Raw genomic sequence first — 13,703 nt, forward strand, 5'->3', positions numbered from 1 at the left:
GATTTCGAGCGGCATTGCCGCATCGCTGCCGCCTTTGTCCGCATGGCCATGATCCGCATCATGCTGCGGCGCCTCGCCGCAACGCCCTCAATGTGAATCCAAACTTCCCGGATGGGCTCTTAGATCCCGGACCCAACGACCTCGACCTGTCCGCCGAAGCCGATCCGCGCGAAGTCAGCAGCAAGCAACATCCCGATCGCACCCTTCGCGTGGCTTCGCGCGGAGAGAGCGCGAGCGGTCCGCGGCGCGGAGAGTGCGGCGTAGCCCCGCTGAAGCCTGAACCGCGAGGCTTGGGCTGGCAGCATCCGGATCCTCGGATGCGGAACCGGAGCCGGACGATGACAAAGCTATCCGACACCCAGCGCATGATCCTCAGCAAGGCCGCGCATCATGGAGGTCTGCTGGCACTGCCACCGCGCAACTTGCCGTCCGCGGCGCGAAACGCCGTCCTGCGCAGCCTTGTGACGAAGGGTCTGCTGGCCGAAATCCCTCGCCCGCGCGAGCTCCCCAGCCTCGACTGGTGGTAGGGCCAGGATGGCGCCAGATCCGTCGTTCGCGAAGCCGAGCGGCTGCGTGAGTGCTGATATCATACCGCGATGCGCTGCGAACGCCGCGGAGTCTGACGACCACTGAGTACGTCAGATCCTCGACCTGGCGCTGCCCGCCTGTGGATCCGTACCGCAACGTTGAGACAAAGGTCGCAGTGGGCCGGCAGGCGCGGCGACCACCTTTGCCACCACGTCAGGGCGGCTGCCGGCGCGTCCCGCAACGCGGCCCTCCCGACGGCACACACCTACTTGTGGAGCACACCGTCTCGTCAATCTGACATGGCTCTTGATCGAACTGCTTTGCACAACACTTCAACGTGTTAACCTCCTTCGAACAAAACCAGGCTCGTTCGCAATGGCCCGTCGGAGGAATACTGCCATGCAACGTCGACGACTGCTTTTCGGAGCAGCTGCGGCCCTGACACCAAGTGGCCGTCTCGCCACCCCGGCTCTTGGTGCCGAGTCCAAGACCCTGATCCACGTGCCGCAGGCCAGCATGGCCACACTCGATCCGGTCTGGACGACAGCTGTCGTCACGAGAAACGCCGGCGCGATGCTCTGGGAGACCCTCTATGGCCGCGACGAGCGCCTCAGCGCCCGTCCGCAGATGGTGGAAGGCCATAACGTCGAGGACAACGGCAAACGCTGGACGATGAGGCTGCGCGACGGGTTGCTGTTCCATGATGGCGAACCGGTCAGGGCACGCGACTGCGTCGCGTCGATCCGCCGCTGGATGAAGCGCGATCCGATCGGCCAGACCATCGAAGCCCGGCTCGACGCGCTGGAGGCGATCGACGACCGGACCCTGGTATTCCGGTTGAACAAGCCTTTCGCCTCGCTGCCCTACGCGCTGGCGAAAACGCAACCGACGCCGGTGATCATGCCGGAGCGGCTGGCCCTGACCGATCCCTATCGCCAGGTGCCTGAGATCATCGGCAGCGGCCCGTTCCGCTGGGTCGCCGACGAATACGTACCCGGCAGCCGCGCGGTCTTCGCGAAGTTCGATCGCTACAGCCCGCGCAACGAGCCGGCGAGCTTCTGCGCCGGCGGCTATCGCGTGCTGGTGGACCGCGTCGAATGGCGGTTCATCCCGGACGCGGCGACCGCCGCCAATGCCCTGATCAATGGCGAGGTCGACTGGCTCGACCAGCCCTTGCCGGACCTGCTGCCGCTGCTGCGCCGCTCCCGTGGCGTCAGCGTCGAGGTGCTGGACAGCTACGGCACCTTCGGTGCGATCCGGCCGAACAGCCTGCAGGGGCCGACCGCCAACCCGGCGATCCGCCGGGTGATGCTGGCGGCGATCGACCAGGTCGCCTGCATGACGGCGGCGATGGGCGAGGACCGGTCGCTGTTCCGCGCGCCCGTCGGCTATTTCCTGCCGGGCACGCCCTCTGCCAACGATGCGGGCATGGAGGCGGTGCGCAACAGGCCGAGCCTGGCCGAGGTGAAGCGCATGCTGGCGGACACCGGCTACGCCGGGGAGCGGATCGTGCTGATGCACCCGACCGACCAGAGCTTCTACCACGCCATGACGAGCGTGGTGGCGGCGAGCCTCAGGGAGGCCGGCTTCAACCTCGATGAGCAGTCGATGGACTGGGGCACGGTCGTCCAGCGGCGTGCCAGCATGGAGCCGCTCGACAAGGGCGGCTGGTCGCTGTTTCCCGCCGGCTTTCCGGCGGCGGAGTATCGGGATCCCATCAACGCCTCCAACGTCCGAGGCAACGGACGGGCGGCGTGGTTCGGCTGGCCGGACGATCCGCAGATCGAGGCTATGCGCACGGCCTGGATGGACAGCACCGACGAGGCGGAGCAGCAGCGCCTGGATCGCCAGATCCAGCAACGGGCCTTCGAGATGGTACCCTTCATCCCGCTCGGCCAGTACCTGCCGCCGGCGGCCTTCCGGCGGAACATCATCGGCTTGCTTAAGGGTGCAGTGCCGGTGTTCTGGAATGCGGAGAAGAACTAGCGCAGCTGCCATGCCGATAGCATGCACTTCGTCGCGGCGCGACTGATTGTCCGATCCGGCCTGCTCTACACCCCGGCGCAGATCGATGGGCAGCATGACGGAGCTTGGGCGGCGAAGGTGCTTGGTCGGGCGGATGAGGTGAAGCGGCCGGAGCCGGGATCGCGGCGGGTGAAGATGCCGGGGACAAGAGACTTCCGTTGAAAGAGCAACATTCTGATCGCGACCTTCGCTTGGCTTCGCGCTGCTTCGGAGCGAATGGTTGCGGGCACGGAGACCACCGCGCTGCCCCGCTGATGTTCCAGCTGCGGGGCTCGGGCCGGTAGCACCCGGATTATCGGGTGCGGAACCGGAGCCCGATGATGAGCAATCTTTCCGACACCCAGCGCGTGATCCTCAGCCAGGCCGCCCAGCACGATGCGCTGCTGGCTCAGCCGCCGGCCAAGCTACCCGCCGCGGCACGGCAGGCCGTCTTACGGAGCATGATCTCCAAGGGCCTGCTGGAAGGGGCACCGGCACCGCGCGAGGCCATCGCCCTGGGCTGGCGGCAGGATGAGGACGGTGCCTGGATCGCGCTGCGCATCACCGCGGCGGGGCTGGCAGCGATCACCGTCGAGCCGGAGGCCGCACCGGAGACGCAAGGCGCGGACCCGGTGGCCGGCGACCTTGCCGACGCGGCGAACACCGACAGCGCCCGGACCGAAATGGCCCTTCTACCCACGGCGCCCGTGGGAGACACACTGGCGCCGTTTGAGCTCGCTCCGCCCTCGACCAGCGGCAAGGGCACCCAAGGGCCTCAGTGCCCGCGTGTGAGTCCGCACGGGGGCAACGTCCGCCCGGCCGTGCTGCGGGTGGCCGCAGCGAGTGTTGTGGGCGCCTGGGATGCGCCGGAACGAGACGGGCTCGACGAGGCCATCGCGGGCCTGCGCGACGCCTTAGCTGCCTCCCCAAGGGCACCGCGCCTCACGCGCGACCCCGCCGCCGCGCCTCAGCTCCGCACCGGCACCAAGCAGGAGACCGTGCTCACCCTGCTGCGCCGCGACCAGGGCACCACCATCGCTGAGATCATCGACGCCACCGCCTGGCGCCCCATACCGTCCGCGGCTTCCTCGCCGGCTTGAAGCGTCGCGGCATCACGGTGGAGGTGTTGGAACGGATCCAGCAGGTCGGGCCGAACAAGAAGGGTGCGAAGGGCCCCTACTCGATCTACCGCATCGCTGGGGAAACTTCCCCGGCCGAGGCCGTCTGATGCGTGTCGGCTAGCAGTGCCCTCGCCTGGCGGTCGGGCTCACCAGGGTCTCGACTGCTGAGCAGGGGCAGAGCGGGATGGGCTTGGAGGCCCAGCAAGCCCGCATCCGGGCCTTCGTTGCGACTCAGGGCTGGAACCTTGTTGCCGAGTATTCGGACATCGCGTCGGGCAAGGACGACCGCCGGCTGGGGTTCCAGGCGGCGCTGGCTCGCTGCAGGCAGTTGGATGCCGTCCTGGTGGCAGCACGGCTGGATCGGATCACCCGCCGGGCCCACACCCTATCGCAATTGCTGGAGGACGGCGTCTCGATCCGCGCCGCCGACATCCTGCTCAGCTTTGCCCAGTTCGAACGTGAGGTCATTGGCGAGCGGATCCGCGACAAATTCGCAGCATCACGGGCGCGCGGCATGTGGATGGGCGGCCGTGTGCCACTCGGCTACGTCGTGGTGGCCAGGAAGCTGGTAGTGAACGAGGATGAGGCGCCGCGGGTGCGCCGCGTGTTCGAGGTCTTCGCCGAGACCGGATCGGGCATCGAGACAGTGGCCCGCCTCCGGGCGGAGGGCGCCACCAGCAAGGCGGGCCGGCCGCTGGATAAGGGCGACATCTACAAGCTGTTGAACAACCGCACCTATGTCGGCGAGGCCACGCACAAGGGGCAGGTCTATCCCGGCGAGCACCAGGGCATCGTGCCGCGGGAGTTGTGGGATCGGGCCCATGCCGTGCTGCAGGGCAGCCCGCGCTCTCGCGCCGCGCAGAACCGGCAGCAGGCACCGGCGCTGCTGAAGGGCCTCCTCTACGGTGCTGACGGGCGGGCGCTATCGCCAACGCACACCAGGAAGAAGGGCAGGCTGTATCGCTACTACGTGGCGCAGCGGGTGATGAAAGGCGACGCCACCGGAGACGCCGGCATCGTGCGGCGGATCTCCGCGGCGCAGATCGAAGGCGCGGTGATTAACCAGGTCCGGGGCCTCCTGCGCCAGCCAGAAATCGAGGTCGGCACCTGGCTCGCAGCGCGGCGGGAGGCGCCGGACCTGACCGAACTCGAGGTTCGGGATGCCCTGCATCGGCTCGATCCCTTGTGGGAGGAACTGTTCCCGGCGGAGCAAGCGCGGATTGTGCGGGCGCTGGTGGAGCGGGTGGTCGTCGGACCCTCCGGCGCCACCATCCGGCTGCGCGTTGAGGGGCTGGCCGGCTTGGTCCGGGATCTCGGCGTTGTCGCGCCCGCCACGCTGGAGGCCGCGGCATGAGTGCCGCGACGAGCATCACGGTGCGGGTGCCGCTGAAGATTCGGCGGCGGCCGGGCCGGAAGACGGTGGTGACGCCGGTCCGGGACGATGGCGAGGCCGCGATTCCGACACGCACCGATCCGGCGCTGGTGAAAGCGCTGGCGCGGGCGTTCCGGTACCAGCAGCTGCTCGATGAGGGGCGTTACGGCTCGATCAGCGAGATGGCGGCGGCGGAGCGAATCGAGCGCGGATATCTCGGCAACCTGCTGCGACTGACGTTGCTGGCGCCCCATATCATCGAGACCATCATGGATGGGCAGACACCGGATGGCATTGCTCTGCCGACGCTACTCGAGCCGTTCCCGGAGGTCTGGGTTCATCAACAGGAACATCTTAGGTTCAGTTGAGTCGCGTGTCTCATTTCCGCTTTGCGCCCGGGTCAGTCATGCAGTGGAGTGCGCCCCGCCTCTCATAACGCGGGACATCAGTCGGGGAGCGGAAGACTACTGCTTGCACCCACCGACGCAACGGCGGCCCGCCAGCGCTATCCGGACGTTGCAGGGTAACGATCCTGACCTCGGCCTCCGGGGGAATCGATGGGCTACGAGAATCCTGGCTGAACTCTGGGCCGCCTACCCTCGTAGCTTTAACGAAGTCACCGGATCATCACTGGTGAACACATCCACCGCGAGGTCCAGCACGCGCTGGATATCCGACTCCTCCCTCAACCCCCAGGCGCCTGGCGACAGGCCGGCGGCGCGCGCCGCCGCCAAGACGTCGTCATTGAGCAGGCTGTGGTGGATGCCGACACCCGAGGCGCCGCAGTCAAGCGCCGTCCCGAAGACCGCCGCCATCCCGATGTCGCGCCAGACCTGCGGCGCGCAAAGCCAGATCAGCGCGCCCCCAAAACGCCCGGTGTCCCGGATCGTCGCAACCATCGGCGCCTGGAAGGAGGTGATGGCGGCACGGCTAAGCGCGCCCTCCTTCTCCAGCACGTCGAGCACACGCGGCCCAATGCCGGGATAGTGGATGCGCTCCGCATCCGCTTTGATCTCGACGCGCAGCAGGATCGGCGAGTTGCGATAAACCGCCACCACCTCTGCCAGCGTAGGGATGCATTCCCCATGCGCGCCGCGCAACCGGATGCGGCGCAGCTCGGCGAGCGTCCGGCCGCGGACCGGGCCGCGTGCATCCGTGGTACGGTCCAGCATCGGGTCGTGGATCACCACGCATTCATCGTCGGCCGAAAGCTGCACGTCGAACTCGACCTGGTCCACAGCCAGCTTCGCCGTCTCGCGGAACGCCATCAGGCTGTTCTCGGGCCAAAGATAGGAGCCGCCGCGATGCGAGGCGATCAGGGTACGGTGAGCCATGGGCATTGTCCTGTTCAGCGAAGCGTGGGATCGAGCCGGTCGCGCAGCCAATCCCCGAGGATCGAGACCGCCAGCGTCGTCAGCACGATGGTGATGGAAGGGGCGAGCAGCACCCAGGGCGCGCGCGTCAGGTATTCCCGCCCATAGCCGACCATCGACCCCAGCGAGGTCGCCGGCGGCTGCACACCCAGCCCAAGGAAGGACAGCCCGCTCTCCAGCAGCACGATTTCGGGGAAGGCGAGCGTCATGGACACGATCAGCGTGCTGGCGATGTTGGGCAGGATGTGGCGCCCATAGATGCGGACCGGCGAGGCGCCCAACTGCCGCACCGCGGCCGCATACCCCTGCGCGCCGGCGCTAATGGCGAGCCCCCGCGCGATGCGCGCGTATCGTTCCCACCCATGCAGCCCGAGCAGGCAGATGAACAGCAGCAGCGAATTGCCGAAGAAGGCCAGAACGGAAAGTGCCAGCACCAGGAAGGGCATGCTCGCCTGAAAGTCCACCAGAGCGAGCACGACATGTTCCACGGCGCCACGGAAATGCGCCGCCAGGAAGCCGAGCACCGTGCCGAGCACCGCCGCGATGATGCAGGCGCCGAAAGCAATCAGCAGCGACATGCGGATCGAATGCACCAGCCGCGAGAGCACGTCGCGCCCCAATTCATCCGTGCCGAACGGATGCGCCCAGCCACCGCCGAAGCCGACCGGCGGCGACAGTCGCGCACGCAGATCGAGCGCGGTATAGGTGTACGGCGCGACCGCATCGGCGAAGATCGCCACGCCGAGCATCAGCACGACCCAGATCAGCGCCAACAGCACCAGGGGCGGGATGCGGCGCATGCCTAGCCCTTCCCCGCGCTGCGCGCCGTGCGCAGCCGCGGGTCGAGCAGGCCGTAGAGCAGATCGACGACGAAATTGGACGTCACCATCGTTGCTGCCACCAGCAACAGGATGCATTGCACCACCGCGAGGTCGCGGTTGGACACTGCGACCACCAGCAGCCGCCCCACGCCGGGCCAGGAGAAGACGCTTTCCACAACCACCGCCCCCGCGATCAGGCTGCCCACCATGAAGCCGACGATGGTCACGGTCGGGATGGCGGCGTTGGGCAGCGCGTGGCCACGCACCACCGCGCGCCAGGGCACACCTTTCGCACTCGCCGTACGGATATAGGGTTGGCCGAGTACCTCCAGCATCGCGGACCGGGTGAATCGCGCCAGGACCGCGGCCCCGCCGACGCCGAGCGTGATCACCGGCAGGATCGCGTGCCGCCAGGACTCCTGACCGCCCGAGGGCAGCCACCCCAACTGCACCGCAAACACCAGCACCAGCAACAGCCCCAGCACGAAGGACGGGACCGCGAAGCCCGCCACCGCCATCACCATCACGATGCGGTCGGTGGCGGAATTGCGATGCAGCGCAGCATAGACACCGGCCGGGATGCCAATGCCGATCTTCAATGCGAGGGCTGGCAGCGTCAGTGCGAGTGTCGCAGGAATGCGTTCGGCCACCAGGTCGATCGCATCGCGCCCGTCCCGCATGGATTGCCCGAGATCGCCCTGCAGGATGGCGCCGAAGTAACTGAGATACTGCACCCACAAGGGTCGGTCCAAACCCCAGGCTTCGCGAAAGGCGGCGACCGCCTCGGGCGGTGCATCCACGCTCAGGATCAGAAGCGCCGGGTCCCCCGAGAGGCGCAGCACGACGAAAGCAAAGGTCACGACCATGACGATGGTCAGCGCGGCGCGCAGCAGGCGCCCGGCAATGAAGCGCAGCATCTACGCGGCAACTCCCATCGCATCGCTCTGCGCGACATGGCAGGCGACGCGGCGCCCGTCCAAGACGCGCGGCTTCAGCTCCGGGATGACGCTGCGGCACATGCTGACGGCTACGGGGCAACGTGGATGGAAGGCGCAGCCCGGTGGGCGCGCGGCGGGGTTGGGCGGGTCACCCAGCAAGACCTGCCGCTGCGCCGGCTTGCCGGGACGCGGGATGGCCGAGACCAGCGCCCGCGCATAGGGATGGGCAGGTTCGCGCAGCACGGCGTCCGGTTCGCCCTCCTCGACGATGCGGCCGAGATACATCACCGCGACGCGATGGCTCACCTGCCGCACCGCGCGCAGGTCGTGGCTGATGAACAGCATGGTCAAATGCCGTTCCGCCTGCAGGTCAATTAGCAGGTTCATCACCTGCGCCTGGACGGACACGTCGAGCGCACTGATCGGCTCGTCACAGACCAGCAACGCGGGATCGGTGGCCAGCGCGCGGGCCAGCACCACGCGCTGCCGCTGCCCGCCGGACAATTCATGCGGATAGCGCGTCGCGAAATCCGCGCGCAGCCCGACATCGCGCAGCAGCCCTTCCACCCGGTCCTTCGCGCCGCCGATGCCGTGGATATCGAGCGGTTCCGCGATTTGCACGCCGATGGTCAGCCGCCGGTCCAGCGCGCCGAGCGGGTCCTGAAACACCATCTGCATCCGCGCCCGCTGAGCGCGCCACGCGGCCGATCCGACGCGTGGCACCGGCGCGCCGTCGAAGCGGACGCTGCCCTCATCTGGCGCCTCCAGCCCAAGTACGAGCCGCCCCGTGGTGGACTTCCCGCAGCCGGATTCGCCGACCAACCCCAGCGTCTCGCCACGTTCCAACCGCAGCGAAACGCCGTCCACCGCGCGCAGTTCCACCTGCCGGCCGAGCCATCCGCGACGCATCTCGTAACGCCGTACCAGCCCTTCTGCTTCCAGCAGCGCCGTCATGCCGCGACCAACCCGAAGGCCGGCGGCAGATCGGCACCGAGGATACGGCAGGCGGCACGCTGGCCCGCCGTGACGTCGACCAGGGGCGGCAAGGCTTCATCGCATACCGCCGCGTGGCGCGGGCAGCGCGGGCCGAAGGCGCAGCCCGGCGGCAGCGCGCGCGGGTCGGGCACGCTGCCCGGGATCGCCGGTAGGCGCTGCCGCGCCAACCCTTCCAGCGGCGGCAGGGCGGACAGCAGCCCCTGCGTGTAGGGATGCGCCGGCGCGCTGAACAGCCGCGCGGCGGTCACCTCCTCCACCACATGCCCGGCATACATCACCACGAGGCGCTCGCAGGTTTCCGCCACCACGCCGAGATCGTGGGAGATCAGCACCAGCGCCATCCCCGTCTCCCGCCGCAGCGTCGCCAGCAGGTCCAGGATCTGTGCCTGGATGGTCACGTCCAGCGCGGTGGTCGGTTCATCCGCCACCAGCAGCTTCGGGCGCCCCGCGAGCGCCATCGCGATCATCACGCGTTGGTTTTGCCCGCCGGAGAGTTCATGCGGGTAGGCATCGACGCGGTTCGCCGCGTCCGGGATGCCGACCTGGTCGAACAGCCGCCGCGCCTCGGCCCGCGCGGCCGCGCCACCCATGCCGCGATGCAGGCGCAGGGCCTCCACCACCTGGCGGCCAACGCGGTGGACGGGGTTGAGGCTGCTCGCGGGGTCCTGGAAGATCATCGCGACCTGTCCGCCGCGCACGCGGTCAAGCACCGGCATCGGCGCGCCCAGCAATTCCTGCCCGTCCAGGATCACGCTACCGGTCACTCGCGCCTTGCCCGGCAGCAGACCCAGCGCGGCGAGCCAGGTGACCGACTTGCCGCAGCCGGATTCACCCACCAAGCCAACCGCCTCGCCCGGCCCGACCGCGAGATCCACGCCCTGCAGTGCGGGCACGCCCGCGAAATCGACCCGCAGCCCAGCGATCTGGACCAGTGGCACAGTCGTCAAGCGCGGCGGCCCCAGTTGTTCGCGGTGAAATCCATGAAAAAGGACTGCGCCGGCTTCCAGGCGATGTCGCGCCGCTTCGCCGTCAGGTTCGTCGTCTGGTGCAGCACCGTATAGGCGGGGTCCTCACGCTCGGCGATCACCAGCATCCGCCGATAGGCGCGGCGGCGCTCGTCGTGATCGACCGAGGTGTCGAGTACTTCCGACAACCGGCCGAATTCGTCGTTGCGCCACGCGCCGACCTGCCATTGCTGCCCCTGCGGCCCGTGGTTGTTCGGCAGGGATGAGACGGGGTCGTTGAAGGCCGCGGAATTCGACCAGTCCCAGATGCCGCGGCTACCCTGGTTGGACAACACCTGGGGGAAGTTCTCGCGCATCTCGATGGCGACGTTGATGCCGGCCTGGCGCCAGCCCTCGACGAGGATCTGCGCCGTCGCCACCTGCGCGGTGTAGTAGTTGTTGAGCAGGCGATAGGGGATCGGCTCGCCGCGATATCCGGCCTCGCGCACTAGTCGGCGCGCCTCGGCGAGGTCGAATTTCGGCACCTCCCAGTCGCGGATGAACATGTTGCCATAGAATTCGAACTGCAGCCCCTTGGGCACGCTGGTGCGGCCATCCCACAGCGCATCGACGATGGATTGGCGGTCGATCGCATGCGTCATGGCGCGGCGTAGCAGTGGGTTGCGCAGCGCCGGCTGGTTCTTGTCGAACACCGAGATGCGGTGGTTCATCACAGTGCCGCCGACCACCTCATGCCGCGGGCTGCCCTGCACGGTCGAGATCTGGTCGGGCGGGATGTCACAGGCGAAATCCGCCTCACCGGAGAGCAGCATGTTGATGCGGCTCGACACCTCCGGCACCTCGACGAAGCGGATCTGGCGCAGCGGCGGTCGGCCGGCCCAATGGTCATCGAAGGCGGCGAGCGTTAGCGACTGGTCCGGGCGGAACTCGACGACGCGATAGGGCCCGGTGCCGACCGGCTTGCGCGCCCAGTCGAGCCAGGACGGCGCGGCGTCGAAGGCCGATTGCGACATGATGACGCCGATGCTGCGCGCCAGCCGGCCTTCCAGCGTCACGTCCGGCGTCTTGTTGACCCACCGCACCGTGCGCGCATCGACGATCTCGAACCTCTCGAAGGCCGGATAGGCGCGGCGGGCGATGGCCGGCACCTCGGGCGGCGGCGCCTTGCCCTGGGTGCGGCCGGGGGTTGCGCCAAACATGTTGCGGCTCTGCTCGCCACTGCCCCACATGCGCTCGGGGCCGAAGGAGAAGACGACGTCCTCCGCCGTCACCGGCCTGCCGTCATGGAAGCGTGCATTTTGGCGCAGCGTGAACTCGACGGTGTGGTGGTCGATGCGCCGCCAGGATTCCGCAAGCGACGGGCGCAGCGACAAATCGCCGAGCCAGTCCATATCCACCAGGCTCTCGCTGAAGCTGCCTGAGATGCGCGTGCCGACATTCGACTGCTCGCGCAGCGGTTCCAGCACGTTGCTGTTCGCCAGCTTCTGCACCGCCACGGTAATGGCGGAGCGCTGGTCTGCCTGCGCAAAAGCAAGCCGCGGCAACGTGACCGCTGCGGTGAGCGCCAAGCGCCGCGTCAAATGCACGCTCATGTCCCGGTTCTTTCCTCCGCGAAGGGAAATGATAGGCAACCTTTCGAGGCCTGTCAGGAGGGACGAGGCATGCTCACCTCACCCACGCCACATGATGGCGAGAGTGGGACGCTCCCTAGCGTCCGGACTGGTTCCAGACGCGAGCGGTGAAAAACCCGAGTTGCGTTGGTAATCCCTCACCGGCCGCCGAGTAGCGTTGCCTCGAGCTTTGACCAACTGTCTGCCAGAAAGATGGGGTCTGGTCATTGAATTGCTCTGTCGAGAACGAACGGAGGGGCAGTTTGCACCGCCGTTTGGTGACCGTTTACCCAAAAAGCCACCGGTCCGGTGACGGCCACGCTCAGCCATGAGAGCGGAACTGCGGTTTCGCCCAGCGAGGTGACATAGGTGCCGTGCACCAGGCGGGCTCTACGGTTCCCCGAAAGTCTTCCTTTCGTTAGAAGCCGGGCATGGATAATAGCATGGCCACCAAACCCTACAGCAAGCTGAAGGGCGACCCGTACCGGGCGTATGAGGAAGCTGCCCGTCGAAGTGCGCCGAGCCCTCCAGGAATCCTTGGTCGACTGGTGCCCAATGCGTGCCCGCGAATGGCACATTCACCTGCTGCGCCAACTGCGGTTGCGGCCGGCCGAGGCGACGTCTTTCCTCGTCCAGACCATTTGCAGGCACGATCATGCAGAAGTCGCCACCTTCGCGCGAACCTGGCCGAACGGTCCGAGTGCCTATCCGCACTTCGCGCCTAGCGCGACGCTCCAGCGCTATATTGGGACGGAAGGCATCCCCGCAACGATTCACGTTGTCCCTAAGGGAAAGCGGTCCAAGGCATTGGATAAGCGGAAAGCAGGGCGCCGCGCCCGGAGCTGATCGAGGCCCGACTGCGACGCGGCCACAACCATATCGACGCGGACTGCCCAGCCGGCCTACCCGCAGGCGAGGCATGTCATTAGCCCGCGCTTCTCCCGCTCGCGCTCAACTGCGTAACCGCACCGCATGCGGTTCGCGCCGTCGTCGGCAGCGTCGAACGGGTCGGCGACGCGCCTGATCGACGCGATGGACGCTCCTTTGCGTGGCCGCTCCGAGTCGCGGCGCGGCGCAACGTCGAGTTCCTCGCCGGGGGCCTCTGCAGGTTCCAAAGGTGCTGACACGGAGGAGGTTGTTTGCGAGGCCGGCCGGGCCCCGGCGCGCTGCACCGACAGGCTGCTCGATTGGGGCGGACGCTGCCGCGTCAATCACATCCGCCGCTGGCTCCCAGGCGAGCATGACGTGGGTTACCCGCTGCGCTGTCTCGGCAGTCACCGGCTGGACGGGCGGAGAAGCCGAGGCGGTCTGCTTTGCCGGAAAGCCGCCTTCCCACGACGCAGCGCGGACATGCCCACCCAGGCGGGGTGATCGTTCTCTGACGGCGCCGCCCGACCGCACATGCACGACCTCGACAACCCTATTGCCGGCAGCTGAACCCTTCCGAGGAATGTTCAGCAGCTCGCGCCGGTCATTGGCCGCAGGCTTGTCGTCCTTGAAGCGGGCGAAGACGTAGTCCTTGTCGTCCATCAGCAATTTCAGGTTCGTGCATCGATTCGGACGCGGCAGCGCGTCGGCTCAAATCTTGGGGCCGAATCAACGGTTCGCATCAATGAAGTATTGCTCAGGCGGTCGAGGTACTGAATTCCCCGAGCAACGCCACAAAAATACGGTGCACGCTCAACGGCTTAAGCTTGAGGGTAAAATCGACCTACCCTCAAGGTTCGGAGACTCTCCGCTCTCTCCGGCCGAAATTCCGCGGTGGTTGCGCCCTCGAACCATCAAGATCCGCGCGCAAACCACGACCAAACCTGCGTCTCAGCGCGGTCTGCCGTACAGAAGAGACTGGTTGTGAGAGCCCATCCGGGAAGTTTGGATTCACATTGAGGGCGTTGCGGCGAGGCGCCGCAGCATGATGCGGATCATGGCCATGCGGACAAAGGCGGCAGCGATGCGGCAATGCCGCTCGAAATCG

The 13,703-nt window shown here is 67.4% G+C and carries 13 protein-coding genes; 7 read left to right on the forward strand and 6 right to left on the reverse strand.

The window, feature by feature from the left end:
* Nucleotides 1–338 precede the first annotated feature (338 nt).
* From AAFN86_RS29090 to AAFN86_RS29120, 7 genes are all read left to right on the forward strand, one after another.
* Entirely contained in the window at nt 339–527 is a 189-nt protein-coding gene (locus tag AAFN86_RS29090; RefSeq protein WP_347547194.1) for a hypothetical protein, read from the forward strand.
* Between the two features lie 400 nt (nt 528–927).
* Complete coding sequence (locus AAFN86_RS29095) at nt 928–2,514, forward strand: ABC transporter substrate-binding protein (protein WP_408906642.1); 1,587 nt, start codon at nt 928–930, stop codon at nt 2,512–2,514.
* A 21-nt stretch (nt 2,515–2,535) separates the two neighbouring features.
* Complete coding sequence (locus tag AAFN86_RS29100; protein WP_347547198.1) at nt 2,536–2,715, forward strand: hypothetical protein; 180 nt, start codon at nt 2,536–2,538, stop codon at nt 2,713–2,715.
* Nucleotides 2,716–2,870: 155 nt separating this feature from the next.
* Nucleotides 2,871–3,632: a DUF3489 domain-containing protein gene (locus tag AAFN86_RS29105; RefSeq protein WP_347547199.1), complete on the forward strand. Its 762-nt coding sequence runs from the start codon at nt 2,871–2,873 to the stop codon at nt 3,630–3,632.
* Nucleotides 3,629–3,760, forward strand: a complete 132-nt coding sequence (locus tag AAFN86_RS29110; RefSeq protein ID WP_347547201.1) for a hypothetical protein — start codon at nt 3,629–3,631, stop codon at nt 3,758–3,760. Before AAFN86_RS29105 ends, AAFN86_RS29110 begins: the two co-directional genes overlap by 4 nt.
* Before the next feature lie 26 nt (nt 3,761–3,786).
* Entirely contained in the window at nt 3,787–5,007 is a 1,221-nt protein-coding gene (locus tag AAFN86_RS29115; RefSeq protein WP_347547210.1) for a recombinase family protein, read from the forward strand.
* Nucleotides 5,004–5,393, forward strand: coding sequence for a hypothetical protein (locus tag AAFN86_RS29120; protein WP_347547202.1), 390 nt, complete (start codon nt 5,004–5,006; stop codon nt 5,391–5,393). Before AAFN86_RS29115 ends, AAFN86_RS29120 begins: the two co-directional genes overlap by 4 nt.
* Before the next feature lie 225 nt (nt 5,394–5,618).
* Here the strand turns inward: AAFN86_RS29120 and AAFN86_RS29125 are convergent, their stop codons facing one another.
* From AAFN86_RS29125 to AAFN86_RS29150, 6 genes are read right to left on the reverse strand one after another with little or no spacing between them, the layout of a single operon-like run.
* Nucleotides 5,619–6,365: a glycerophosphodiester phosphodiesterase family protein gene (locus AAFN86_RS29125; protein WP_347547212.1), complete on the reverse strand. Its 747-nt coding sequence runs from the start codon at nt 6,363–6,365 to the stop codon at nt 5,619–5,621.
* An 8-nt stretch (nt 6,366–6,373) separates the two neighbouring features.
* Complete coding sequence (locus AAFN86_RS29130) at nt 6,374–7,198, reverse strand: ABC transporter permease (protein ID WP_347547204.1); 825 nt, start codon at nt 7,196–7,198, stop codon at nt 6,374–6,376.
* 2 nt (nt 7,199–7,200) lie between these two features.
* Nucleotides 7,201–8,136 (reverse strand): ABC transporter permease, encoded by a 936-nt coding sequence (locus AAFN86_RS29135; RefSeq protein ID WP_347547206.1) that lies wholly within the window; start codon nt 8,134–8,136, stop codon nt 7,201–7,203.
* Nucleotides 8,137–9,111: an ABC transporter ATP-binding protein gene (locus AAFN86_RS29140; protein WP_347547207.1), complete on the reverse strand. Its 975-nt coding sequence runs from the start codon at nt 9,109–9,111 to the stop codon at nt 8,137–8,139.
* A complete protein-coding gene (locus AAFN86_RS29145; protein ID WP_408906641.1) occupies nt 9,108–10,100 on the reverse strand; it encodes an ABC transporter ATP-binding protein in 993 nt (330 codons plus the stop codon). The genes AAFN86_RS29140 and AAFN86_RS29145 overlap by 4 nt, the downstream gene beginning before the upstream one ends.
* Nucleotides 10,097–11,710 carry an ABC transporter substrate-binding protein gene (locus AAFN86_RS29150; RefSeq protein ID WP_347547209.1) on the reverse strand — a complete coding sequence of 538 codons (1,614 nt, stop codon included), beginning with the start codon at nt 11,708–11,710 and terminating at the stop codon, nt 10,097–10,099. The genes AAFN86_RS29145 and AAFN86_RS29150 overlap by 4 nt, the downstream gene beginning before the upstream one ends.
* Between the last annotated feature and the right edge of the window lie 1,993 nt (nt 11,711–13,703).

The sequence above is a fragment of the Roseomonas sp. CAU 1739 genome (assembly GCF_039839775.1).
In the GTDB taxonomy this organism is placed as follows: domain Bacteria; phylum Pseudomonadota; class Alphaproteobacteria; order Acetobacterales; family Acetobacteraceae; genus Neoroseomonas.

Excerpts from the sequence above, each read along its gene's own strand:
- AAFN86_RS29090 (WP_347547194.1), top strand. The coding sequence starts at position 339 with ATGACAAAGCTATCCGACACCCAGCGCATGATCCTCAGCAAGGCCGCG.
- AAFN86_RS29095 (WP_408906642.1), top strand. The coding sequence starts at position 928 with ATGCAACGTCGACGACTGCTTTTCGGAGCAGCTGCGGCCCTGACACCA.
- AAFN86_RS29100 (WP_347547198.1), top strand. The coding sequence starts at position 2,536 with ATGCACTTCGTCGCGGCGCGACTGATTGTCCGATCCGGCCTGCTCTAC.
- AAFN86_RS29105 (WP_347547199.1), top strand. The coding sequence starts at position 2,871 with ATGATGAGCAATCTTTCCGACACCCAGCGCGTGATCCTCAGCCAGGCC.
- AAFN86_RS29120 (WP_347547202.1), top strand. The coding sequence starts at position 5,004 with ATGAGTGCCGCGACGAGCATCACGGTGCGGGTGCCGCTGAAGATTCGG.
- AAFN86_RS29125 (WP_347547212.1), bottom strand. The coding sequence starts at position 6,365 with ATGCCCATGGCTCACCGTACCCTGATCGCCTCGCATCGCGGCGGCTCC.
- AAFN86_RS29130 (WP_347547204.1), bottom strand. The coding sequence starts at position 7,198 with ATGCGCCGCATCCCGCCCCTGGTGCTGTTGGCGCTGATCTGGGTCGTG.
- AAFN86_RS29135 (WP_347547206.1), bottom strand. The coding sequence starts at position 8,136 with ATGCTGCGCTTCATTGCCGGGCGCCTGCTGCGCGCCGCGCTGACCATC.
- AAFN86_RS29140 (WP_347547207.1), bottom strand. The coding sequence starts at position 9,111 with ATGACGGCGCTGCTGGAAGCAGAAGGGCTGGTACGGCGTTACGAGATG.
- AAFN86_RS29150 (WP_347547209.1), bottom strand. The coding sequence starts at position 11,710 with ATGAGCGTGCATTTGACGCGGCGCTTGGCGCTCACCGCAGCGGTCACG.